Source organism: Streptomyces sp. NPDC001137 (assembly GCF_040298885.1).
Lineage (GTDB): Bacteria > Actinomycetota > Actinomycetes > Streptomycetales > Streptomycetaceae > Streptomyces.
This window is the reverse complement of record NZ_JBEPBA010000025.1, coordinates 18,991-40,513: the sequence shown is the minus strand read 5'-3', so window position 1 is coordinate 40,513 and position 21,523 is coordinate 18,991. Positions and strand designations below refer to the sequence as shown.

Sequence of the window (21,523 nt, the reverse complement as noted above, 5' to 3'; positions counted from 1 at the left end):
CTGCTTCCTCCGGCTCAGCGGGACGGGATGGGGTGCGGCCCGGCGAACTGCGAGGCGGTCGCGACCTCGTTGCGGTCGTACGCGTCCGCGCTGTCGCGGAAGTTCTGCGCGGCCGTGTCCAGCCGGCCCGTGACGAGGGTGAGCAGGAGCTCCCAGCGGCTCTGCATCTCGTCGATGCTGTCGACGAACGACCAGCCGTGCGCGCCCTTCGCCAGGTCGCGGAAGGAGTCCTCGGCCGGCCCGCTCGTCTTGCGGAGTATCTCGGAGGTGGTGTCGCAGTCGTCGGCCCTGCCCCGCAGGAACGACGAGCTGACGCCTACGTCCGGGTCGCCGCCCCAGACCGGCGGCGCGGGCGAGGGAGGCGTGGGGGGAGGGCCCGGCGAGGGTGAGGGCGTCGGCTCGGGCTGCGCGGCAGTTCTCATGGTTGGCGCGGCTGTGGTGGCCGGTGCAGCGGTGGTGGTTGGTGCTGCGGTGGTCGCTGGTGCCGAGACCTGGGCATACGCCAGCCTCGGATCGACTGCTTGGCTCATCGCCGTCTCCTTCAGAGCCGGTGCCCGGCTCTCTCCCCGTACAGAAGGAACGTTCTTGATCAGCGTAGGGCAGCCGCCACTTGATGTGCCACCGTCATCCCCCTCCGCCCACCTCTGCCGGGCCCTCCGTCACGTGAAGAACACCACCAACAGGCTGACCACGAGGCCGAGTACACCCACTCCGGCCGTCACCAGCGTGGTGCGGAACAGGCCCTGGCTCTCCCTCTCGCCGTAGGGGAAGCCGGTGACGGCGCAGAAGAGGCCGACGGCCAGGGCGATCAGGGCGCCGAACCACCATGCGCAGCCGAGGGCGATGGCGTGGGCCCAGCCCTGGTCCCGCATGTAGGAGACGTCACTGATCCTGCGGGCCTCGATGACGTGGCCGCGCTGGTACAGAGCGTCGCTCTTGAGCTCGGCGTTGAGGTCCTTGACCTTGCCGTCGTCGGAGGTGAAGGTGCCGTAGCACCACCGGCTCTTGGTCTTCTTCCGCGAACTCGAACTGCTCGACGAGCTCCGGTACTTGTAGTCGACGGTGCAGTTCTGGACCGTGAGTTTGCCCGGTGTGGACGTGGCGTACTTGTAGGGGCCGAGGTAGGAGCCGAGGGCCAGGAGGACGAGGCCTGCCAGGATCAGGCCTGCGCCGATGAGGCGGCCGCGGCCCGCCCGATCTCCCGTTGCGGCGGCGTTCGTCGCGGCGTTCCCGTGTACTTGTGTCATTGGGGGTTCCGGTTCCTCAGGAGGGATGCGGGCGTTACAGGGCGAATGCGCAGACGAGTGCCGCCACGACACCCAGGCCGAATACGCCGCCCAGGACGGGGCCGGTGACCCTTGCGGCCGGCAGGCGCTGCCAGGAGTCCGAGAGGGCGGGGCCGTTGCGGGCCCCGAAACCGGTGAGGAGGCAGAAGACGCCGAATGCCAGCAGGGAGAGGCAGAACGCGAGAATTCCGGCGTCCTTTCCGGGCGCCCGGTCCTCGGGCAATTCGAAAGTGTCGTCCGCTTGCACGACGGGGATTTTTGCGCCGGTTTCAAAGCGTGATGACGTGTTCACCGTCACGTCTTGGTAGCCGGCGCCGCCCTGTTGCGCGGTCCAGTTTCCGGTGCAGCTGAACTCGAGTTGAGTCGTACGCCTGTGCGTGCCGTAGTGGGTCTTCGTGTGTGTCTCGCATGAAGAAACGGTGAGGGTTCCTTCGGTGCCTTCGCCGGCGAGTTCACTGCGCAGTTCCGGGACCGTCACAACGGCGATGACCGTGGCCACGAGGAGCAGCCCCAGGCCTACGAGTCTTCCCACCCAAAGGCTTCCTGTGCTGCCGTAACGCGGCTGTGTTGTCACCACTGTTGGTCGTCCCCCTGGGAAGCTGTTGGGTCTCTTGGCCGGTGGATCGGCGGGTTGGCGGGGTGTGCGCGAGGAGTCTAAGGTATCCGTCTGTCGTCCTATATGAACGCGCCAAGTGAACTACGGGGGAGAGCGATGGCGTTCGAAGCCTTTGATGTGGACACGGGAGTACTCCGCAAGCAGGGAGGAAACTACGCCGAACTCGGCGTCGAATTCGGGAAGGCCTCCAAGCGGCTCCAGGACGCTCTCGAAGGTCTTGGAGAGCCCTGGGCGGACGCGGATTTCGGGGAGATCTTCGGGCAGGTCTACACGCCGGTTCGTGACGGAATCTTCACATCGATGGACAGCCTGGGGAAGCGGCTGGAGAGCATCGGGCACAAGTTGCAGGACATGGCGCGCAACTACGACGAATCGGAATCGTCGAACTATGTGCTGATGGACGGGATCTCGGGCCAACTCTAATTAAATTCGGGGATATTGGCATGTCGCTCACACTGCCCAGCGAGCTTGTCTGGGTGCTCGATCTCCTCGGCTACAGCTGGCCCGAGGCCGATGAACAGGCACTGCACGATGTCGCCGAGGCCTGGCGGGCCTTCGGCAAGGATCTCGAGACGATCCAGACGGAGGGCGATGGATTCGCCCGCACCATCCTGGCGAGCAACGCGGGTACGGCTGTCGACGAGTTCACCAAGGGCTGGGGCGCCTACACCGGCACGAACGGCCAGGACAGCTACATCCCGGACGCGAGGACCGCGTGCGAGGTGATCGCCCTCGCCTTCGACGCCGCCGCGATCGCCGTCCTCACGGCGAAGCTGGCCGTGATCGCGCAACTCATCGCCCTGGCCGTGGAGATCATCGCGGCCCAGGCGGCGGCCCCCTTCACCTTCGGACTGTCCGAGGTCGGCGCGCTGGGTGCGACGCAGGCCGCTCGGGTGATCGTCCGGGAGCTGCTCAACAAGCTCAGGACGGAGGTCATGCAGGCGATCACCAAGGCCATGGAACACGCCACCATGGACGCCCTGAAGAAGATCGCCAAGGAGCAGCTCGAGAAGATCACCAAGGAGAAGGTCAAGCAGTTCGCCAAGGACAAGATCAAGGAAGAGGCGAAGCAGTTCGTCCAGGAGAAGGTGGTGGACGCGGCCAAGGAGAAGGCCAAGGAAGCCGCCGTCGGAATGGCGCAGAACATCGCCCAGCAGAGCGTCGAGGCCCACTTCGACGAGCGGTCCGGCATCGACCTCGGGGAGACGACGGACGTCGCCAAGAAGGCGGGCAGCGACTATCTGGACGGCCTGAAGAACGAGGTCAAGGGGGGCGAGGGGTCGACCCTCGCCGGATACGCCGACGTGCAGGGGCACGTGGACGGTGCCGTCGACGCCGCGACGGAGAAGGTGACCGGGGCGGTCGGGGATCGCGTGCAGCACGGTGTCGACGCGGTGTCCGGACACGGTGGCAACGGCGGGGAGTCGGCCGACGGGGCTGCGGACAGCTCCTCCGGGACGGGCTCGGGTTCCGGTTCGGGCTCGGGCTCGGGTTCCGGATCCTCCCAGAGCACGCAGGCGTCCTCCAACAGGACCGCGGCCTCCGCGTCCACGGCGCGCTCCGGCTCCTCGCACGGCTCGGGGGGCGCACAGGACTGGGCCCGAAGCGAGTTCGGCTGACGCCCTCGCTGCCGTGCCGCCCCGGTAGGAAACGACAAGACACGACAGGAAGGACGGCCGCACCCATGACCGCGGACCGGGAGATCCAGGACGAGGAACTCATGGGGATCGCCCAGGACCCCGAACAGGCCCTGCGACTGCGCCGCTCCCTGCGCACCATCGCCGGCACGAACTCGCTCGACCCGGCCCTGCGCGAGATGGCAAGTGAGGTGCTGAGCGGCCGCGTCGACGTCAAGGACGCCTTCCAGGACCCCCGTTACACCGAGGCCGTCTACCAGCGACTCCACGAGATGCGCCGGGCGGCCGAGGACCAGACGTATGCCGAACGCCAGCAGTCCAAGAGCCGGTTCGCGGACTGGGACGCGCGGCAACAGGCCGAACTGGACCGCGAGCGGGCGGAGCGGGATGCGCCCGTGCACGGTTCCGTCGAGGGGAAGCGGTCGGCTCGGCGCTGAGCACTTCAGCGCTGAGCGGACGCCCGGTCGCGCTCAGCGTCAGCGGCTTCCCCGAGCAGTCCTGCCCGCCGGAGGGATCCGGTTCGTACACCCGGTACGGGGCGGCGAGTTGAACCAGCAGTAGTACGGGGATGAGGCAGCGCTCGCCGTGGCGGTGCGACCCTGCCACACCGCTCGGGGCCGCTGCCCCGCCTCGGTGTGGAAGCTGAGGCATCCGACGAGCGTTGCCGCACTCCGCCAGATGCGAGTCTGCTGTTGCTCCCGGCTGTCGTCGCCCATGTCGTTCATCAGCATGAGCGGCAGGCCGTGCGATCACTGGAGCCGCAGCGCCGGAGGGCGGCCGGACTTCAGCGCGAGGAGCCGTGCGTACGCTCCCGGTGCCCCTTGCGGTCGGGAACGCCCATGTAGCCGGCCTCGCGCTCGGTCTCGCCGAGCCACAGCTGCGGGACCTGCTGCTGGATCGCCGCGACCAGCGGCACCCGGGAACTCGCGGGGACGGGGAGGCGGTAACGCAGCCGCGGGAGGGTGGGGTGCAAGGGTTCCTCGTCGCGGACCAAGGGCCACAGGACCGGGTCGTCACGGTCGATGGGAGCGTTCGGGCACAGCTCGATGGAGTACACCTTCACCCCGCCTCTGCCCATCTTGCTCCAGTGCAGGCCGACTCCGGCGAGGCTCTGCCAGGGGATCACGTTCTGTGCCCGGCCGTTGCTCACCCACAGGCCCAGGTGGTCGACGCTCACGCTCGAGCGCCGGGCCGACCAGCTCGTGACCAGGCCGGCCACACCGATGAAGCCCAGGAACAGCCCCATGACGATCCCCCCGATTCCCTTGGGGTTCGGCGCCCCGTCCCCGAGGCCGACGGTCATCGCTGTGCCGCCGAACAGAACGAGGGCACTGATCGCCGTGAGCACGAGGCCCAGGGGAATCATCCGCCGTGAGGAGCGTCGGCCGGTGGGCACGACGGTGGCGGTGGGGGAAGGGGAGGGGGAGAGCTCGCCGGGAAACGACATGGGGTGGAGTTTAGGGAAGGTCTCCGGGCCTCCCGCCGGCGGGCACTGATCGCCGTAGCGAGGGCGAGTCGTGATGACAGCCCTGCCTTCCGCTGAGGCAGGGCGGTACGGCGGCCGTCAAGTCACGCCTGGCGGCGCTGGTTGCCGATGAGGTAGGCGATGCCCCAGGCGGCGGCTGCGGCGAGTACGAGGCCGAGCGGGGAGAACCAGTCGACTCCGCCGGTGGATTCGTTGTTCCACCAGGCCTTGGCCGGGAGGAAGGGGGTGTACTCCAGCATGTTTTTGATCGCCATGAGCGACTGTTCCTTGGCGATGATGAGCGGGAGGCCGTTGGCATAGCCGAAGAAGGCGCCGAACGCGGCGATGACGGCTCCGCCGATCCGGGCACCGTTGCTGTCGCGACCCACCTTGCCCACCAAGGCGCCGACGATCGCGCCATTGAGGAGTGCGTGGCCCAGGTAGAGGGTGTTGGCCACAGTGGTGCTCGTAATGTCCTTGTACGTGGCGAGGATGAGGCCGCTGTAGAGCAGCGACACGATGAAGGAGACCAACAACCCGAGGAACACCGCGCCTACGGCATTGCCGCTCGCGTTGGGACGCTGTCCGAAGGGGGGCGCCTGGAACGGAGGGGTCGGCTGCATCGGGTACATCGGCTGCACCGGCGGCTGCCCCTGGGGGACCGGCTGCGGTCCGGCGTACATCGGAGGCTGCCCGGGAACGGGCGGCGGGCCGGCCTGCATGGGGGGCTGCGCAGGGGTGGAGGGGGGCCCGAACCCTGGCTGTTGCTGCGGTGCGGGCTGGGTGTAGGGGTTGGGGTGGTTCGGCGGTGAATACGGCGGCTGCGGTGGCTGCGGAGGCGGTTGGAACGGCGGCTGGCTCATGATTCCCCGTGGAGTCAATGGAGGTGACTGGTAGGAGCAGCAAATTATCAGTGAGATCAGGAGGGGGTCGTGGGAGCCGGAGCGGGCTGCGTGAAGGTTGCTGAGGGGCAGTACCGCTGGAAGCAAGACCTGCCGTTTGCGCGCAGGCAGCGTTCGCCAGGCCTCGATGCGCTCCCAATCCTGATCAAGGGGCTCGAGCAAGGGGACAGCCCTTCAGTCGTTCTCTGCTCGCGAAGGGCTGCGTAACCCCGCTTCTCTGACCCCCCTCGATGAGGTTCGCGGATGTCGACCCGAAGGCACCAGGCGATTGATGGGGTGGGGGTCGGACAGGCAAGGCGACTTGAACCGGGATGCGGGTACGTCGGATTGTCGAAGGTGGCGTGATGTACCTCTACTCGGTACCCCACATGTCCAAGTCTCCGTCGAAGACGTGCTCCCAGTGATCGGCTTCTTCGACCACCGGGTCGATCTCCTCTGCCCACTGCCGGAGGCTGTGGCGTGCGCCCCTTCGTTCTTCCGGTGTACTGAAGTCGCTGATCAGAAACTCGTGGTACAGGCGGAGAAGGATGCAGAACTGCCGCAGGCTCGTCGCGACAGTGACGGAGGAATAGCTGGTGCTGTAGTCCTGGACGACAGCACCTGTGTCTGCATCGAGAAGTACGTTGCCTCCGGTCCACTCTCCCAGATAGTAGAAGGAGCCTTCGCTCTCGGGCGGCTCCATGTCGGCGGGCCACGGGACTTGAACCAGCCCTGTCTTGTCCAGGTCCACCGTGCGGACAAAGGGAAGTTGTTCCGACAGTGCGGGTAGGCCGACGGTGGCCAGGAAGTGCCGACTGTCCGCATGCCGCAGGCCGGGCGGCAAGTCATTGTCGGGACGGCGGCGGCAGGTGCCCTCCCCGAACGTGGCTTCCAGCCAAGGTCGTTCAGGGCCGTCTGCGGCCCGCGCTTGTGGGGGACAGTTCCACACGCCGGCCTTCGTGATGGGACCTGCAAAGGGGGCCGGAAGCGCTACCAGGTGTGGCTGTCGTCTGGGCTCGGCGTTCACATCCACGGCGAACGGGCCGGACGGGCCGGTGATCAGCCATTGTGATTCTGACAATTCCTTGGACAGGAAGGGGCGGAAGGCGTCTTGGCGTCCATCGAAGATGTGCCGAACGGGCGGACCGGTCTCCAGGAGCGGCCACGAATGGCTCTCGGCCAGCAGGGAAAGCACCTCCTGCGCGTCAAACGTCTCACCTGGCGATGCCTCGGACAGACCCGCCGCTGTTCCGGTGAATCGGCCGAAGACCCCGAACGGGCGGCAATTGGCCCATACCGTCCGCAGTGGGAGCGTGTCTCCCGCCGCAGCGGCTATCGACCGAGTCAGCCTTTCGTCGCCTCGACTGAGCGCGCAATGATGCAACCAGGACACCCACTCTTCGTGGGGCGCGGCAGCGAGCCCCAGTTGTTCCAGATAGTGAATGTCGATGGCGACGCTGTTCTGCGGAACGCCCTGGGGCCAGGCGGCGGTCATGCCTCGCAACAGCCCTGTGGCATCGAGGTTTGCCAGTACGTGCCCGTGGTTCAGCACGTCTTCGAAGCGGCCGGCGTGGGCGCGGCATGGACGCCCACCGTTTGTGCTGCATAGCGGCCAAGGGCGCTGGTCGTCCTGTTGGACCGTGCGTCGTGCGTCTCCAGTTGGCGCAATAGCGATGAGAGCAATGACCCCTGGTCCACCGGATGGAGCCGCCTGATGCGGTAGCGATCGGACTCCGCCCGAAATCCGACTTCTCTTTCCGTCTCCGAGACTTCGTAAGTGATGAGGAGGTCCGCAAGGGCCTCCGGAAGCTCGCCCAGTTCGCCGGGCGACGCCTGGATATCGAGGCAACGGCACAATTCCGCCCACAGTGACAGCGAGATGGTGCTCAGTTCCGCTGCGGCGAGTGCTTGCAGTGAGGGATAACGTTCAACCAGTCGTGCCACCTCGGTGAATCGAGCATCGTCACCGTTCTCGCGGCCGATCGGAGACGTGAGGACGATGTCATTTCGCGCCGGAGCGAGCACCCATGGCCTGTCAGCGGATCGTTCCACCACAAACTGCAGAGTCGGGCGCGAGAACTGCTTCAGAGTTCGGATCACCTGCTGAGTGATCCTGCTCGGCTCGTTCGAGGTGACGAATCGGTCTGCCCATTGGACGTTCGCAAGGAGACCAACTCCACCGCTTCTGATACTCAGGGCGCCTGAGATGAGTGATGCTGGAGATTCGGCGGCATCAAATTCCCTCAGCAGAAACTGTGCGACATCGTCTGCCGTCAGGCCCCGGCAGTCCACAAAGACGGCGTCAGGCATTCGGGTCGAGCCAGCCCCCGACCCGCTCAATCGCCTGCTCGGGTGTCAGCTCCACCTGGTCCTCGATCTCTGGTTCCGAGTACGGCGTCCTGGCGGTCCGAGCAGTTTGCCCGGCCGGTTCCTGTTCTGCCGCCACATGGTTCGAACCGGGTGAGCAACAGTGCAGCCGCGAACCCGGTCAGATGGGCAAGGCGCCCTTGAAACGGGAGTTGGGCACGTCGGGGTGGGTGGTCGCGAGCCAGCCGTGGCCGTGCGTGGTCGACTCGGGCATTGGGCCTGGTGTGACCGAGAGCGCATCTGCGACCACATCTGAGTCCGTAACACCCTCGGCGTATTTCTCCACGAAGTAGGGGGCCATAAAGGGATCGTCCTCCCCTTCCATGTACTCGATCTCGAAGGGCAGGGGATCTCCAACCCACTCCGGCTCTCCGTACGTACTGTGACCGCGTACCACGTGGCCATCGCGGGCGATCCACCAGAGATTGGCATTGTGGTAGGTGTCGATGGCGTAGAAGTGGGCTTCTCCGGACTGCTCGCTGACTTTTTCAGCGAGGCGGGCGCCGCCGAGTTCGTCCAGGAACGTATTGCCGAACAAGAGGCGCCAGCCGTTGAACTCGGGAGTGATGAAGACGCGGTACGGGGTTACGCGATGCCCCTCCGCGGTTTCGAACTCAATGTGATCCTTGGCGAAAGTCGCTGCGGCAACGCCCATGACAGTGGTGACTGCCCTGAGGTCGTGCAGTCCGAGTGCCGATACAGCGGCGTCGAGTTGATCCGCCGGGAAGGCCAACCAGCGGCCGGCCTCCGACGGGACCCTCACCGGGCGCTCGTCCGTGAGCTTGATCCGCACGAGACGCTCCACCGCACTGCGATCGCCCTGGTCCAGGTACTCACCGCCACCCAGGTCGACCAAGATTTTCAGCGCATTGCTGCGCAGACGCCCCGGGCCCTGTAGCCGGATCTTCCGCAGGTGTGGCAATACCTGGTCGCCCAGCCCCTGCAGGACGGACTCGGCGCCCCATTTCAGCCGGGACGGCCCGTCCTCACCGACATACGGCAGCAGACTGTCGACTGCCTGTACGCCGAGGGCGACCAGGCGGCGCTCCGCGGCCTTCCGCACGCTGTGATCATCGTCGGCGAGGTTCCGTACAAGAGCGTCCACGGCATCTGACATGGCGCACAGCCTAGTTGTGAGGGGCGCTCCTGGTTGGTGCCCCATGTGTCCAGGTCGCCGAAGACATGCGACTCCTGCCTTGCGCGAGCGCTTCACGCCGGTTCAGCCGGTCTCCCAAAAGCCCCGTACTCCACACCGGATGGGAGCCGCCTTCGTCGTCGATGGGACCATGACTTCCTCTCTGCGGCTGTGTCCGTGTGAACTCTCTGCACTCAGACCCATTCGTCGCCGTACGTGGCGAGGTCCCAGGTGCTGTCCTCGAAGTCGTACCCCTCGAGAATGTTCGCCCAGACCTCGCGCTGGGCGGCGTCGGGATCAATCTGCCTGCACCATGCCGCGAGGCTGATCCGTGCGTCCTTGTGGTCGGGGGCGTCGGGATGGTGCGTTCTGCGGAACTCGTCGAAGAGCCGGACCATGGCGAAGAACTGAAGGAGGCTGCTGCCCGCCAGCGGCTCGGCCATGCCGCCTGTCGTGTCCCTGAGGAGTTGGCCGGTGACGCCGTCCAGCAACAGCCTTGAGTACATCCACGCACCCAGCTCGTAGAACGGTCCGTTGCTGGGCGCCTCGCGCTGCGCGCGGAGGTGGCGAGGGATGTCTCTCCCACGGCCGGGCCAGGGACTTTCGTGCAAGGGCCGGTCGCCGCGCGGAGTGATGGAGAGGTGCAGGAAGTCGCGGATCTCGGGCAAGCCGATTTCAGTGAGGAAGAGACGGGTCTCTCCGTCACTGATCCCCTGGGGTAGTTGATCTGTACCGAGCCGATGGCAGGAACCGAGGCCAAAAGTCTCTTCCAGCCATTCCCTTGGCTCATCTCCACGCAGAGCGGCGGCCGCGCGATCGGGGAGAGGCCAAGGGCCGGCCTGACAGTGGGCCGCTACCAAGGGCTTGCTCGGAAAGGGCGGTTGGGGGATGTGAGCCGCCTCGTGCACGGTCACCGCGAAGAGCCCCTCCTTGCCTGCCAGAACCCAGGTGTCGTTGACACGAATACCCTGGGTGACAGCGGACGGACAGCGAGGTGGCAGGGAAGGCACGGGTGAGTCGGCTTCCCAGCCGTTGTCGCCGTGACGCGCGAAATCGACGGGCAGACCCTCGGGTCGATTGCCGGCACTGATCCAGTTCCAGTCACCCTCGGCGAGGGGACGGGGCACCGTGAGGGGTGCCGAGGTCTGTGCGCCAGTGGTGGGGTCCCACTCCTGCCGCAGGTATCGGTATTTGGGGGATGCATTCTTACCAGTGGTGGTGTCCCGCGCGGTGATCAGACGCAAAGCGGGCCCGTTCCCCACGGTCCCGAATTCGTCGACCCTTCCTGCGCCATGTGACTGCAGCCCGAAGACGCCCAGCGGTCGCCACCTCGACCAGACCGTTCGCCAAGGGAGTTCCACTCCACTACTCAGCAGTTGATCCGCCAGCTCCGTGCGCCCGGCGCAGAGTGCCGCATGATGCAGCCAGGCCACCCACTCTCCGTGCGACGACGTGACGATGCCTTGGACCTCCAGATAGTGGAGGAGCGCGGCGGTGCTCCCGTACGGGACACCGTCGGGGTGGGCAACGGCAAGCGCCTCGTACAGTCCAGCCGGTGAAACTTGAGCGAGCAGTCGGCCGTTCTCCAGCACACGGGGCAGAGCACCGGCAAGAGCGGCGTGCATGGGCAGAGCCCGGCCGGCATAACGAGCTACAGGGCCGCCCTGCGCCCAGACGCCCTCAGGCGAAACACTGACGGCAGTCAGCAGTCCCTCGACCACCCTCGCCTGAATGGCTGTTTCGGAGGGCCGAGCCCGCCGCCATGCGTGCGCGAGCGCGTCCGAGACAAACCCCACTTCCGGGGCGTCCGAATCCTCCTCGACCATCGAGAGAATGTCCGGTCGGCGGCGAGCGAGGGCGAGTAGTTCCTCAGGGCTGGCAGGCGCGTCAGCGGAAGCGCACAGCAGCTGCCACACCGTCACGGGTACGATCCGGAGTTCCGCAGCCGCCAACGCCTTCAGCCACGGCTCGACAGGAAGGCCTTCACTTTCGGGTTGGATCGTCGACTGGTCGGCCAGAGCGATTTCGTACTCGTGATTCACGGCCACCGGGATCAGCTCGGGATCGTGCTCAGCCATCACCCAGACATCGCGGGTGCCGAACCGCCTGAAGCCGGGAGCCAGCACTCTCGCGATACGTGCAGGCTCGGAGGAGGTCAACAGGTCTCCGGCGTACTGCACATTGGTGAGGAAGATCACCAGGTCACCAGGCGCAGGGTACGTCCGGCACGCCTCGCGCATGCTCAAGGCCACTGCGTCTGCGCTCAAACCCCGGCAGTCGATCCACACTGATTCGGGAATCCGGTTCCGCACTTGAGCGAGGAAGTCTGTCTTGCCGACGGCTGCGGCGCCGGTGATGGAGAAGACCTGCCGTTTGCGCGCAGGCAGCGTTCGCCAGGCCTCGATACGTTCCCAATTCTGATCGAGAAAATCGGGCAAGAGGGAACCCTTTCAGTGAACGGTGAAGGTGACGGTGAAGACAACGTATCAAGTGCACTGCTGTCCGCGCCATCACGTCTTCGAGCGAAGGCATGGCGCCTTTAACTGTTCACACCGCCGGCCTTGGCGTTTCCGTCCCAGATTCCTTTCAGGCGATTTACATAGTTGTTGAAGTCGCCCGTGAACTTTTTCCTTGCCTCTTCCTTCGCCTCTTCCGGTGTGGCTGTGGTGCCGTCGTCTTTCGACAGGTCCGCATCAGGATCTATCTGCCCCCTGCGGAATCCGACACCGTAATGGATCCGTAGGCTGTTCTTTTTCTCCCCCTCCTGGAGTTGACTCTCATCCTTCGGTTCCTCGATATCGTCAGAAATGTAGCCCGAGCAGTCATTTCCCGAGGCGTGACCGCAGGGTTCACGCTCTGTGTAGAGACTGACTGGTTCGAAAGGAGCTTCGCCAGCGGCTTCACGCTTCGCGTTGACGGACCTTATCCACTCCATTGCATGCGGTTCGGAGTGAACGCCGCCGCCCCAGGGGGTGCTCATCGGGAGAGAGCTGTCCACGACGTATCGAATCTCGTTGTTGTTCTCATGATCACGTACTTCGATCACTGCAAAATTCTTGCGTGACCAGTCTCCCTTGTGATCGCCGAGCGACTGGAGTTCATGCTCGACCGCTTGCGCTATCTCGCTGTCGGTCAGGCCCTCCCCTTCCGAGATGCGCTGGTGGATTGCTTCAGCGAGGGCTGCCCTACCAGGGATCGCTTTTCCGGCGTGGTAGTGAACGCCGGCGGACTTGATACCGGCTTTGTCCATCAGCTGGCCGATCACCTTGCGGGCTGCGTTCGACCGATCAATCTTCTCCGGGTCGGTCGTGTGTGGAGTGAAGTTGGACGGTGAATTCGGGTTGTCTGCATGAGGATCCAACGAAACCCCGACCGCACTTGTGGCGTGGAACCGTAGGTCCATGCGGGCCAAGGCCGCGACGACCGCGCCCTGTTGCCCTTCTGTGAGGTCTGAAAATCCGGTGAGCGCGTCAATCAGCGTGCTCTTACGGATGCCGCCCTGTTCGTCGGCAAGTTGGTTCCCCAACAGCGAGCTCAGCTCGCCGTTGTTGCTCCACTCACGAATGCGATCGTAGACAGGGGCCAGATCGGCCTGAGTTACGGCGTTGGTTTCTCGGAGAGTGGCTTGGGACGGCTCGGGCAGCATGCCGTAGTGAGTGTGACTTCGGTCTTGCACCGCGTCATAAGGAGCGCTGCCCTGAGGTCGCTCCGGCGCGGAATCATGATTCTCGCCGGGATTCGTACCTACTGGGGCTTCGGGTGCCCGGGGGTGTGGAGTGTCAGGAGTGAATGGCGTTCTACGGCCGGGAGGCGTCTCAACTGCGGGTCGGGGTCGGCCATCAGGGCGCTCGGTGGTCTCAGGCTTCTTCTGCGTGGAGGTGTCACGTTGCGGGGCCGATGGATGCCGGTCGGCTCCCTGGGGTGTCGTGCTCTGCTGGTGCACACGTGGGGTACCGGGGACCGGGGCTGTGCCGGTCTGCTGAGAGGTGTCCCGGTCGTTCGGTGTGTCCGTCTCCGTCCGGGTGACATTCGTGGCCCTGTCCGGCGCACCGTTGTCGGGCGTGGTGTGCGTGGGCGGCGGCTCCGGAGAGGAGTCGGGTCGAGTCGGGTTCTCAGTCGTCGTGGTCGGCTGCCCGGAGTCCTTGTCGGGGGTGTGACCCTGCTCGCCGGGACGCGCCGCCCCGGTCGGGCGTGACTGCTGGTCCGCGCTGCTGGGTGTCTCGGACGAGGGCGAATGGTCCCGCTCCGAGGGGGATCCGGGGGAATGCCGACTTTCCGGGGTGCCCGGGATGTCGTGGGAGGGCTCCTGACCATCAACCACGCCGTCCCGTTCGGACAGGCCGGTGCCCTCGCTCTGGGGACGGCCGTTCTCGCTTTCGGGCTCGCCGGTCGTCGGGTCCGCCGAGATGTCCGGGTCCGCCGTCGACGGTTTGGTGGGGTCCGCGTGGTCCGATGCATCTGGCGCCGCCTGGTCCGCCGGCTTGGGGGAGTTGGTTCCCTCGTCGGTGTCGTCGCCCTGCTTCGGTGTGTCGCCCGGGACGTCGTTCTGGGGGTTCTGGTCGTTCTCCGGTTGCCCGTTGTTCTCGGAGTTCTCCGGCTGGGACGCGTCGTTGTTCTCGTTCTGCGACGCGTCGTCGCCGTTCTCGGAGTCCTGTGTGTGGGGCTGGGAGGTGTCTATCGGGTGGCCGTCGGCGTCCAGCGGTATGTGCCAGACGTGGGTGGCCTGGTCGATGTGGAGAGGGGCGTGGCTGACATCTCCACTCTGGGTGTCGACCCAGACGATGTTGCCGTTGTGGTTGACGACGTTGAAGGCGTGGCCGCCTCCCCCGAGCCAGTCGACCTGGACGATCGCCGCCGAGCCCGGGCCGGCCTGCTGGAGGGTGTCGGCGATGTTGTTGGCCGTGTTGGGGTCGCCGCCGGGCCCGGCGTAGGTGTGGGCGGCACCCGCCCAGCGGATCTGGTTGTCGTTCGCGTTGTGCTCGGGGGACCAGAGGTTCGGCTTGCCGTGTTCGTCGAGGTCGAGGGTGCGCGGCGCCGAGACCTGCGGGTTGCCGTACCAGGTCTCCAGGAACGACCGGGAGCAGTCGGCGCAGTTGTTGCTGCGTCCCGGGACGTTGACGCCGCCGTCGTTCTGGAGCTGGGACCAGTTGCCCTCGAAGGGGTCGGGGTGGCGCTGAGGGGTGCCGTCCTCGTTGCGGGGGACGGCGTTGTCCAGGGCCTGCTGGTCGGCGGGGTCGGGTTCGGTCAGGCCGCCCGGGTAGTGGTCCAGGTCTGCGCGGATGTCCTGCAGGCTGTCCTGCTGGGGGTGTTGCTGGTGGTTGGGGTTTCCGGGCGTGGCCTGGGGCGAGCCCGGCGCGTGGGGCGTGGCGGGTCCTGACGCGTGGGACGGTGACGCCGAGCCGCTCGGCACGCGGATGGGCGTGTGGATCGGGACCGGCGTCACCTGATTCTGCTGATGTTGCTGCGGGTTGTTCGGCCCGGTGTTCTGCGACGGCGTGTTGGGCTGCGCGGCCGGCTGCTGCGGGGCGTTGGGGTTGTTCGGGGTGTTCGGCGTGCCACCCGCGGGCTGGGACGGCCTGTTGGGAGTCGTGCCGGTGCCGGTGTTCGCCCCCGGCTGGTTCTGGGTGCCGGACGTACCGGGTGTGCCCTGAGTGGCGGGGTTGTTCGTCGAGGAGTTGCTCGTACGGCCGCTTGGCGTCGACGAGTTCGAGGTGCCGTCGCTCGGTGCCGAGGCGCGGTCCGAGCCGGAACCGGTCGACGTGGACGGCGTTGACGTGGACGGCGTCGATGTGGTGCTCGTGGACGGCGACGTCGTCCTCGGGGTCGACGACGGGTTCTGGTTCGAGGTGCCGGTGTCCGAGTTCCGGCTCGGGATGTCGGTACGAGTGCTGCCGGTCGGGTCCGTGGTGTTGCGGGGGGTGGTGCCGTCGCCGGGCCTCGTGCCGGGGGTGTTGCGAGGCGTGGTGCCGTCACCCGGCCTGGTACCAGGGGTGTCGCGGGACGTCGTGCCGTCGCCCGGCGTGCTCCTCGGCGGCGTACCGTCGCCCGGCGTGGTGTTCCCGGGCGTGCGCTGGGTCGGTATGCGCCCGTCCGGCGTGCCAGGCGTTCGCCCGTCCGCCGTACCGGGAACGCGCCCGTCCCCCGTACCCGAAACACGAAGCCCCGCCCCACCGGCAACGCGACCGTCCCCCGTCGCTGACGCCGATGCCGACGCGGTCGTAGTGCTCCGCGGCGTAGAAGACGATGTAGGACTCGGCGTGGAGGCCGGCCCCGACCCCGTGGGGGACGCAGTGGCCGAAGTGTTTCTCGCAGCACCGGAGTTGGGCGTAGGGCTGCTCGGGCTCGCCCCGGACGACGTGGTGCTGCCGGACGTACCTCCGCTGTGATGCGAGCCGCCGCCCGTCCCACCCGCCGTGGAGGGCGTCACAGGCGATGTCGGCATGCCGGAGCCGCCGTCCACGCGGACCCCGCCCCCACCGCTGGAGGACGGATCACCGGTCGTCGGAGTGGGTGTGGGCGCCGCGTTGGTATGGGTCGGGGCGCTCGCGGCCAGGCTGTCGATGTTGGTGCTGATCCCGCCGTGGCCGCCCGTCGACGGGGACGGAGCCGCACTCCCGGGCGACGCGGAGGCCGATACGGAATGCACGGTCGGCGACGAGAGGCCGGAGACCGGCGAGCCGCCGCCGGAGTGGGACGGACCGGAGCCGCTCGGACCGTCGGACGCGCCCCCTGAGTCCGAGCCACCCGACGACGCTCCACTCGGTGAGGGATCGTCGAAGTCGGACAGGGTCGGACCCGAGTGGGAGAGCGTCGGCCTCGATGCCCCGGAGTCGGACCCCGCCCCCGAATCGGAGCCGGATCCGGAGTCCGACCCCGAGTCGGAACCCGGTCCTGCTGCGAGATCCGGGGCGCCTACGCCGTTGCCGCCGGTGTCGGCGGATATCCCGCCGCCGATGTTCACTCCGGTGTCGCTGCCCGCCCGCGTCGACGTCGAGGAGTCCGACCCCGACGCGTCGGAGCCGTTGGAGTGAGAGCCGGAGCTGGAATCGGAACTGGACGAAGAAGAGTCGGAGGACGAGTTCGACCCCCCGTCCCCGTCCGAGGAGTTGGAGTTCCCGTCTCCGTCACCATCTCCGTCCCCCTCGGACGAGTTGGACCCCTCGTCCCCGTGCCCGCCCTCAGAACCTCCGCCATGCCCGTCGATCCGGCTGTCGATCGCATGGTGGGCCCGGTGCCCGGCCTTCTCGCCCAGGCTGTCGCGGACGCCCTCGGCGAGGGTCTGCGGGGTCTGCTTGATGGCGTCCCAGGCGCTGTCCGCGCCGGCCTTCACGGTCGCACCGAGGTCGTAGCCCTCCTGGGCGCCGAAGCCGACGTTCACCGTCTGGCGGATCAGGTCGGTGATGATCGCCTCGATCATCGAGATCGCGGGCTCCTTCATCGCCTCGACGATCGCGTTGAGCAGCGCCTCCTTCAGCTCGTCGAGGAGGCGGCGCACGATCAGCCGGGTGACCTGGGTCGCTCCCAGCGCGCCGACTTCGGAGAGGCCGAAGGTGAAGGGTGCGGCGGCCTGGGCGGCCGCGATCTCGATGGCCAGGGCGATCAGCTGGGCGATCACCGCCCACTTCGCGAGCTCGACGATGTAGGCGCAGGCCTCCATCACGTTCGCAATGAGGTAGGCGGCCTCGGCGGCGTTGGTGAGGTAGCCGTCGCCCTGTCCGCCGTCGAACTTCTTGTAGGTCTTGGCGAACGCGTCGATCGACTCGCCGGCGTTGTGCGCGACCACCTGGCCGGCGCTGAGGTTCGCAGTGGTGTGCAGTTCGGTGACGTCGTCGCCGAACTTCCGCCACAGCTTGGCCGAGTCCTTGAGCTTGTCCTCGTCCGCCGTCGGCCAGTTGTAGCCGAGCATCTCGAGAACCCACTCGAGCTCGTCCGGCAGCATCATCGACACAGCAGAAAGCACCCCCGTCAGACGACACGGCCGTACAACTCCCTCATCGGTCAAGGGAAGTCATGCAGGAGTACAGCCGTTCGCAAAGTTTACGGACTCACTCTCCCGCAACTTCAGGGTGTTGCTGTCACAAAACCGTTGCAGGTCCCACGTCGGAGCCCGCTGGTCGAGGCGTTGCCGACTGGAGGAACAGAGTTCGTACGCTACGGGGGATACTTCAGGGGTCCGGGAGACGAGGGCAGCGAGGAGAAGCGACATGACCGGCCGACCGGAGAACTCACCGAACCCGCAGGACGCTTCGACGGACCGCGGTGTGCTGGACGAGGCGCTCGAACCGGGGCAGATCCGTTCGCTGAACTCGGCTCTGCGCAAGCTGACCGAGACCGAAGGCGTCAGCAGTGAACTGCGGGACGCGGCGAAGAAGTTGCTCTCCGGCCGCCTCCCCCTGCGTGCCGCTTTGGACGACCCCGGGGTGGCGCACGCCCTGGGCGGTGGCATGGCCTCCTTGCGCGGCCAGTGGGAGTCGCTGTCCGACGAGGAGCGCGACCGGATCAGGCATGGCGAGCCGCTGACGGACGCAGGTCCCTCTTCGGAGTCGTCCGAGCCGAAGCGTGCCCTGGGTGAGGCGTCCCGCTCGGCGAAGCGCAGCCAGGGCCGGCACAGCGGCGGGTTCTCTCTGTACTGATCAGCGGTCGCCGGTCACCGGCGTTGCCTGCGGTACAGCGCGATGGCCGCCTCGGTCGGGTAGTTGGGGACGGTGACCGTCTCGCCGGTCTCCTTCGAGACGACGATCTTGCTGCCGCCGGGCGGGGCGGGCTGTGGCCGGCCGGCCGCGTCGGTCACCGGTGGGAACACCGCGTACACCAGGTAGCCGATGTCGAACTCCTCGACGCGCAGTTCGGCGGGAGTGCCGTCCGGCAGTCTGGGCTCCGCGTAGCGGTCGCGGACGATCTGGACGGCCTGCTCGGGGGTGGTCGGCGGGGCCGGGTTCTCGGAGGTCACGGGTTGTCTCCTCGTTTCGCTCGGTGGGGAATGTCAGAGGGCCGACCGGAACCGGTCAGAACAACCCGTGCCACATCTGCTCGACGATCAGCGACCACCAGGTCTCCGCGTTGGACAGCGCGGATGCGTCGACGGCCACCAACTGCTCCTGCAATGCCGCCACTTCCGTGCCGGCCCCGACCGGGTCAAGTCCCTGCATCCGCCGCCGTACGGTGGCGAGCAGTGCCAGGGAGCGCGCGAAGGCGGCCGCCGATACGTTGACGTAGCGGCACTCGGCGGTGACCGGGTCCACGGCCCACAGCGCGCCGAGGCCGTCCGGCTGTGTCGTGCCGGGCAGGCACTGCACGGCGATCACCGCGAGGCCGTCGAAGCCGATCCGCGCCAGGTGCGCCAGAACGCCGATCCTCTCCTCGCCGGCCGGGCTCTGCCGCTCGCGCAGATTCGTGGCGACGTCCGTGAACAGGCCGCCGCGCGGAGGACTGTCGGGCTGGTCGGCGGTGAAGAAGAGGGGAAGGTCGGCGGGGAGCCCTGCCCGGGTGAGGGTGGCCTTGGCGCTCTCCGGCAGCGGGCTTTCGGCGATGTCGTCGGCGGCGTAGTGGCGTACGCAGTCCTCGCCGAACACCTCGACGAGATGCCGGCCGAGGGTCACGTCCTGCATCGGCTCGGCGGGCGTCACCTGGGTCGGCACCGGCAGCCGGTGCGGGCGCGGCGGTGGCTGCTGACCCGCGACCTGGTGCACCATCTCGACCTGCGCGATCAGCGCCGCGACGCCCTCAGCACGCTCCTCGGGACGGGCCCCGTAGGTCTGCGAGCAGGAGAGCTGGGCACGGGGGAAGGAGCCGAGCAGCTCGGACGTGTAGCCGCCGGGGAGCAGGCTCGGACGCAGGTCGGTGTGGACGGCGACGACACTGTCGACGGGGACGTTCAACCGCCGCAGCTCGGCCCACGCCTGGTACTCGGCGGGCGGAAGGCCCGGGCCGGAGTTCTTGAAGAGGGTGGTCTCCTCGCCGTTCGCCGGGTCGACATAGGTGAAGACGGCGGTGTTGCCCGGGCCGGTGACCGGACGGGCACCGGCGGGCGAGGCCGTGCCCTGTGCTGCCGCCTGCTCCTGGCTGCTCAAGGGGAGGCTCCTTCGAATGGCGGGATGGCTGATCGAACGTGTGGGAACGGTGTGTCGCTACGAGGCTATCGCCGGGCCCGCCGGACGGATGCGCAGGGCCTTCGCCCCACGCTCGGTCGCGACGACGAGGATGCCGTCGGGGGACAGGTCGGCAGCGGTGAAGGGCGTGTCGGAGATCAGCGCGGCCACGACCTCCTGGCTCGCCCGGTCCCAGACGCGCAGGTAGTCGGCGCCGCGGCTCAGGCCCAGCGGGGCGGCGGCCCGCTCCTCCTCGGAGGGGCGCAGGATCTGCCCGGGGTCGAGGTCGCCGACCTCGTCCGGTCGTACGAGGTCGTGGACGAGCACCGCGGGGGAGTCCGCCTCCCCGAGGGGGTGCGCGCCGGGCGTGCCGGCAGGTACGGCGAGGACGGCGACGGGGGTGGCTGCCCCGTCGGGCCGGGGCAGACTGCCGACCGTCATGGCGCTGACCCCGGAAACGGGCAGGCTCCACAGGGTCTGCCAGGGCAGGTCGAGGCCGAGCCGGCCGTGGATGGCATCGGCGTACTCGGGCAGGCCGTCCTCGACGAACGCCGTCTCCAGCAGTGCGGCGCGCAGTACGGCGGGTGCCTGGGTGCGCGTCAGCAGCGGAGCCGTACGCAGGTAGGTGCGGGCCGGTGCCCCGAGCTCCCCGGCCGGTACGGCCTCGATGGCGGCGCGCAGAGACACCGGGTCGGCATGGACGAACAACCCGGGATCGGTGAGGAGTTGGGGCAGCAGGCCCGCCTCCAGGGTGTGGCCCGCGATGTGGTCGCGCACATAGGGGTCGGCCCTGCTCCAGTCCTGGTCCGGCACGGCCTCCAGCAGCGCCATCGCGATCTGAGTCTGGGCCGCGCGGACGCTGGGCAGGCCGGCGCGGATCTCGTCACCGACGGCCGGGTGCAGCAGCCGCAGCAGCGTACGCCCGCCGCCCCCTTCCTGATCTTCGTCCTGTTCCGCTTCCTGTTCTCCGGGTTGCACGAACGGTCCGGCGAGCAGCATCCCGTCCGCGAAGGCCCGGCTCATGTCCCGCCCGGCGACCGCGCTCGCCAGCCGCGCCCACAGGTGGACCGGGATGCCTTCGGCCTCGGCCAGGGCGAGCGGAGCGAGCATCAGCCGTAGCGTCCGCGGGTCTGCGCCGAGCCGCCGCGCGTGCAGGTCGAGGGCCTCGCCGACGGAGGTCGGCAGGTGCCTCTCGTCGGCCGGGTCGAAGCCCTCGGGGGCCATCAGGACGCAGTGGACGGCGAGTTGGACCACCAGCGGACTGGTCCCGGCCCGGCGGCCGATGGCCGCGCCCAGGGCGAAGCGGGCGGCGGGATCGACGGTGAACGGCAGCTCCGGTGCCCCGAACGCCGGGTTCAGCGCCGCCTGGGCGTGCAGCACCAGGCCCTCCGGGTCGGCCCACTGCGGCTCGTCGAGATCGATGACCTGCACGGTGCCGGGCGGCAGCCCGCCCGCCAGCTCGGCGGCCAGCGGGCGCGGCACCTCGGCCAGCAGCCTGACGGTCCCGGTGGCGGCCAGGGGGGCGAGCACCTCCCGTACGAGCCGTGCGGGCTCGCCCGCGGCGCGTACCGGACCGGCCCGGTCCACGTCGGGTACGACGACGGTCACCGGCTCCTTGAGCGCGGCGAGCTCGGCGTACACGTCCTCGGTGCTGGTGGCCTTCAGCTCGTAGTGGTCGGCGAGCAGCCACAGCACCTGGGCCGCGGTCAGCCCCGCAGGGGCCGGGACCGCCGGGGCGGGCAGCTCCGGCGGCACCGTCGACGGATCCATCTCCGCCAGCGGCAGCCGCCCCCGGAACTCCGGGTCGCACAGCATCAGGAACCCGGTGACCAGCCGCGAACACCCGCTGCCGGAGCTGCCGGTGAGCACGACCACGCGCGGTGCGCCGGGCGCGGCCGCGCGCCATGCGGCGAGCGCACGCAGCGCGGCGGTCCGGCCGCCTATGTGGGGGTGTGGTGCGTAGTCCTCGGTCGAGCCGGTCATGGGTCCCCGTCCTCCGCCGTCGCGGACGCCTTCGCGTACGACGCCGATCTTAGGCGCCGGGCGGA

General features: G+C 67.9%; 20 protein-coding genes and 2 pseudogenes. 8 read left to right on the top strand and 14 right to left on the bottom strand.

Annotation, left to right across the window (positions count from 1 at the left end):
- Positions 1-14: 14 nt before the first annotated feature.
- The 3 genes from ABT254_RS36465 to ABT254_RS36455 form a co-directional block, all read right to left on the bottom strand.
- Positions 15-422 carry a hypothetical protein gene (locus tag ABT254_RS36465; RefSeq protein ID WP_351480118.1) on the bottom strand — a complete coding sequence of 136 codons (408 nt, stop codon included), beginning with the start codon at positions 420-422 and terminating at the stop codon, positions 15-17.
- A gap of 237 nt (positions 423-659) precedes the next feature.
- Positions 660-1,247 (bottom strand): hypothetical protein, encoded by a 588-nt coding sequence (locus ABT254_RS36460; protein WP_351480115.1) that lies wholly within the window; start codon positions 1,245-1,247, stop codon positions 660-662.
- Between the two features lie 34 nt (positions 1,248-1,281).
- A complete protein-coding gene (locus tag ABT254_RS36455; protein ID WP_351480113.1) occupies positions 1,282-1,785 on the bottom strand; it encodes a hypothetical protein in 504 nt (167 codons plus the stop codon).
- Between the two features lie 213 nt (positions 1,786-1,998).
- On the opposite strand from ABT254_RS36455, the gene ABT254_RS36450 reads away from it, so the two are divergent.
- The 3 genes from ABT254_RS36450 (at position 1,999) to ABT254_RS36440 (ending at position 3,976) form a co-directional block, all read left to right on the top strand.
- The gene (locus tag ABT254_RS36450; protein ID WP_351480110.1) at positions 1,999-2,325 is read left to right on the top strand and encodes a hypothetical protein; all 327 of its coding nucleotides are present in this window, start codon (positions 1,999-2,001) and stop codon (positions 2,323-2,325) included.
- Positions 2,326-2,345: 20 nt separating this feature from the next.
- Positions 2,346-3,521 (top strand): WXG100-like domain-containing protein, encoded by a 1,176-nt coding sequence (locus tag ABT254_RS36445; protein ID WP_351480107.1) that lies wholly within the window; start codon positions 2,346-2,348, stop codon positions 3,519-3,521.
- Between the two features lie 65 nt (positions 3,522-3,586).
- Positions 3,587-3,976 carry a hypothetical protein gene (locus ABT254_RS36440; RefSeq protein ID WP_351480104.1) on the top strand — a complete coding sequence of 130 codons (390 nt, stop codon included), beginning with the start codon at positions 3,587-3,589 and terminating at the stop codon, positions 3,974-3,976.
- A gap of 347 nt (positions 3,977-4,323) precedes the next feature.
- On the opposite strand, the gene ABT254_RS36435 is transcribed toward ABT254_RS36440, so the two are convergent.
- From ABT254_RS36435 to ABT254_RS36405, 7 genes and pseudogenes are all read right to left on the bottom strand, one after another.
- Positions 4,324-4,986 carry a hypothetical protein gene (locus ABT254_RS36435; protein ID WP_351480101.1) on the bottom strand — a complete coding sequence of 221 codons (663 nt, stop codon included), beginning with the start codon at positions 4,984-4,986 and terminating at the stop codon, positions 4,324-4,326.
- Between the two features lie 122 nt (positions 4,987-5,108).
- Positions 5,109-5,627, bottom strand: a complete 519-nt coding sequence (locus tag ABT254_RS36430) for a hypothetical protein (RefSeq protein WP_351480098.1) — start codon at positions 5,625-5,627, stop codon at positions 5,109-5,111.
- A 631-nt stretch (positions 5,628-6,258) separates the two neighbouring features.
- Positions 6,259-7,380 (bottom strand): SUKH-4 family immunity protein, encoded by a 1,122-nt coding sequence (locus tag ABT254_RS36425; protein ID WP_351480095.1) that lies wholly within the window; start codon positions 7,378-7,380, stop codon positions 6,259-6,261.
- Positions 7,381-7,430: 50 nt separating this feature from the next.
- Positions 7,431-8,195 carry a hypothetical protein gene (locus ABT254_RS36420; protein ID WP_351480092.1) on the bottom strand — a complete coding sequence of 255 codons (765 nt, stop codon included), beginning with the start codon at positions 8,193-8,195 and terminating at the stop codon, positions 7,431-7,433.
- A 178-nt stretch (positions 8,196-8,373) separates the two neighbouring features.
- Entirely contained in the window at positions 8,374-9,369 is a 996-nt protein-coding gene (locus tag ABT254_RS36415) for a HEAT repeat domain-containing protein (protein ID WP_351480090.1), read from the bottom strand.
- A 212-nt stretch (positions 9,370-9,581) separates the two neighbouring features.
- A complete protein-coding gene (locus ABT254_RS36410; RefSeq protein ID WP_351480087.1) occupies positions 9,582-11,825 on the bottom strand; it encodes an SUKH-4 family immunity protein in 2,244 nt (747 codons plus the stop codon).
- A gap of 101 nt (positions 11,826-11,926) precedes the next feature.
- Positions 11,927-14,473, bottom strand: a pseudogene (locus tag ABT254_RS36405) (toxin glutamine deamidase domain-containing protein); the annotation flags it as partial.
- A 382-nt stretch (positions 14,474-14,855) separates the two neighbouring features.
- On the opposite strand from ABT254_RS36405, the gene ABT254_RS36400 reads away from it, so the two are divergent.
- The 4 genes from ABT254_RS36400 to ABT254_RS36385 all read left to right on the top strand — a co-directional run bounded on the left by ABT254_RS36400 (position 14,856) and on the right by ABT254_RS36385 (position 17,030).
- Entirely contained in the window at positions 14,856-15,038 is a 183-nt protein-coding gene (locus ABT254_RS36400) for a hypothetical protein (RefSeq protein WP_351480081.1), read from the top strand.
- Positions 15,039-15,773, top strand: a complete 735-nt coding sequence (locus ABT254_RS36395) for a hypothetical protein (RefSeq protein ID WP_351480079.1) — start codon at positions 15,039-15,041, stop codon at positions 15,771-15,773.
- Between the two features lie 54 nt (positions 15,774-15,827).
- A complete protein-coding gene (locus ABT254_RS36390; RefSeq protein ID WP_351480076.1) occupies positions 15,828-16,418 on the top strand; it encodes a hypothetical protein in 591 nt (196 codons plus the stop codon).
- A gap of 369 nt (positions 16,419-16,787) precedes the next feature.
- Entirely contained in the window at positions 16,788-17,030 is a 243-nt protein-coding gene (locus ABT254_RS36385) for a hypothetical protein (protein WP_351480073.1), read from the top strand.
- Here ABT254_RS36385 and ABT254_RS46610 read toward each other — a convergent pair.
- A pseudogene (locus ABT254_RS46610) lies at positions 16,946-17,293 on the bottom strand (WXG100-like domain-containing protein); the annotation flags it as partial. The gene ABT254_RS36385 and the pseudogene ABT254_RS46610 sit on opposite strands and share 85 nt — an antisense overlap.
- 298 nt (positions 17,294-17,591) lie before the next feature.
- On the opposite strand from ABT254_RS46610, the gene ABT254_RS36380 reads away from it, so the two are divergent.
- Complete coding sequence (locus ABT254_RS36380; protein ID WP_351480071.1) at positions 17,592-18,020, top strand: hypothetical protein; 429 nt, start codon at positions 17,592-17,594, stop codon at positions 18,018-18,020.
- A 14-nt stretch (positions 18,021-18,034) separates the two neighbouring features.
- On the opposite strand, the gene ABT254_RS36375 is transcribed toward ABT254_RS36380, so the two are convergent.
- The 3 genes from ABT254_RS36375 to ABT254_RS36365 are packed head-to-tail and all read right to left on the bottom strand — an operon-like array spanning position 18,035 to position 21,458.
- Positions 18,035-18,337 carry an SUKH-4 family immunity protein gene (locus ABT254_RS36375; RefSeq protein ID WP_351480068.1) on the bottom strand — a complete coding sequence of 101 codons (303 nt, stop codon included), beginning with the start codon at positions 18,335-18,337 and terminating at the stop codon, positions 18,035-18,037.
- Between the two features lie 55 nt (positions 18,338-18,392).
- Positions 18,393-19,457, bottom strand: coding sequence for an SUKH-4 family immunity protein (locus ABT254_RS36370; protein WP_351480065.1), 1,065 nt, complete (start codon positions 19,455-19,457; stop codon positions 18,393-18,395).
- Between the two features lie 57 nt (positions 19,458-19,514).
- Positions 19,515-21,458 carry an ATP-binding protein gene (locus ABT254_RS36365; RefSeq protein ID WP_351480062.1) on the bottom strand — a complete coding sequence of 648 codons (1,944 nt, stop codon included), beginning with the start codon at positions 21,456-21,458 and terminating at the stop codon, positions 19,515-19,517.
- Positions 21,459-21,523: the final 65 nt, after the last annotated feature.

Bases quoted from the DNA above. Each gene is read 5' to 3' on its own strand.
- ABT254_RS36465 (WP_351480118.1), bottom strand. From the start codon at position 422: ATGAGAACTGCCGCGCAGCCCGAGCCGACGCCCTCACCCTCGCCGGGC.
- ABT254_RS36460 (WP_351480115.1), bottom strand. From the start codon at position 1,247: ATGACACAAGTACACGGGAACGCCGCGACGAACGCCGCCGCAACGGGA.
- ABT254_RS36450 (WP_351480110.1), top strand. From the start codon at position 1,999: ATGGCGTTCGAAGCCTTTGATGTGGACACGGGAGTACTCCGCAAGCAG.
- ABT254_RS36445 (WP_351480107.1), top strand. From the start codon at position 2,346: ATGTCGCTCACACTGCCCAGCGAGCTTGTCTGGGTGCTCGATCTCCTC.
- ABT254_RS36440 (WP_351480104.1), top strand. From the start codon at position 3,587: ATGACCGCGGACCGGGAGATCCAGGACGAGGAACTCATGGGGATCGCC.
- ABT254_RS36435 (WP_351480101.1), bottom strand. From the start codon at position 4,986: ATGTCGTTTCCCGGCGAGCTCTCCCCCTCCCCTTCCCCCACCGCCACC.
- ABT254_RS36430 (WP_351480098.1), bottom strand. From the start codon at position 5,627: ATGCAGCCGACCCCTCCGTTCCAGGCGCCCCCCTTCGGACAGCGTCCC.
- ABT254_RS36425 (WP_351480095.1), bottom strand. From the start codon at position 7,380: ATGACCGCCGCCTGGCCCCAGGGCGTTCCGCAGAACAGCGTCGCCATC.
- ABT254_RS36420 (WP_351480092.1), bottom strand. From the start codon at position 8,195: ATGCCTGACGCCGTCTTTGTGGACTGCCGGGGCCTGACGGCAGACGAT.
- ABT254_RS36415 (WP_351480090.1), bottom strand. From the start codon at position 9,369: ATGTCAGATGCCGTGGACGCTCTTGTACGGAACCTCGCCGACGATGAT.
- ABT254_RS36390 (WP_351480076.1), top strand. From the start codon at position 15,828: ATGCCGGAGCCGCCGTCCACGCGGACCCCGCCCCCACCGCTGGAGGAC.
- ABT254_RS36385 (WP_351480073.1), top strand. From the start codon at position 16,788: ATGATCGCCTCGATCATCGAGATCGCGGGCTCCTTCATCGCCTCGACG.
- ABT254_RS36380 (WP_351480071.1), top strand. From the start codon at position 17,592: ATGACCGGCCGACCGGAGAACTCACCGAACCCGCAGGACGCTTCGACG.
- ABT254_RS36365 (WP_351480062.1), bottom strand. From the start codon at position 21,458: ATGACCGGCTCGACCGAGGACTACGCACCACACCCCCACATAGGCGGC.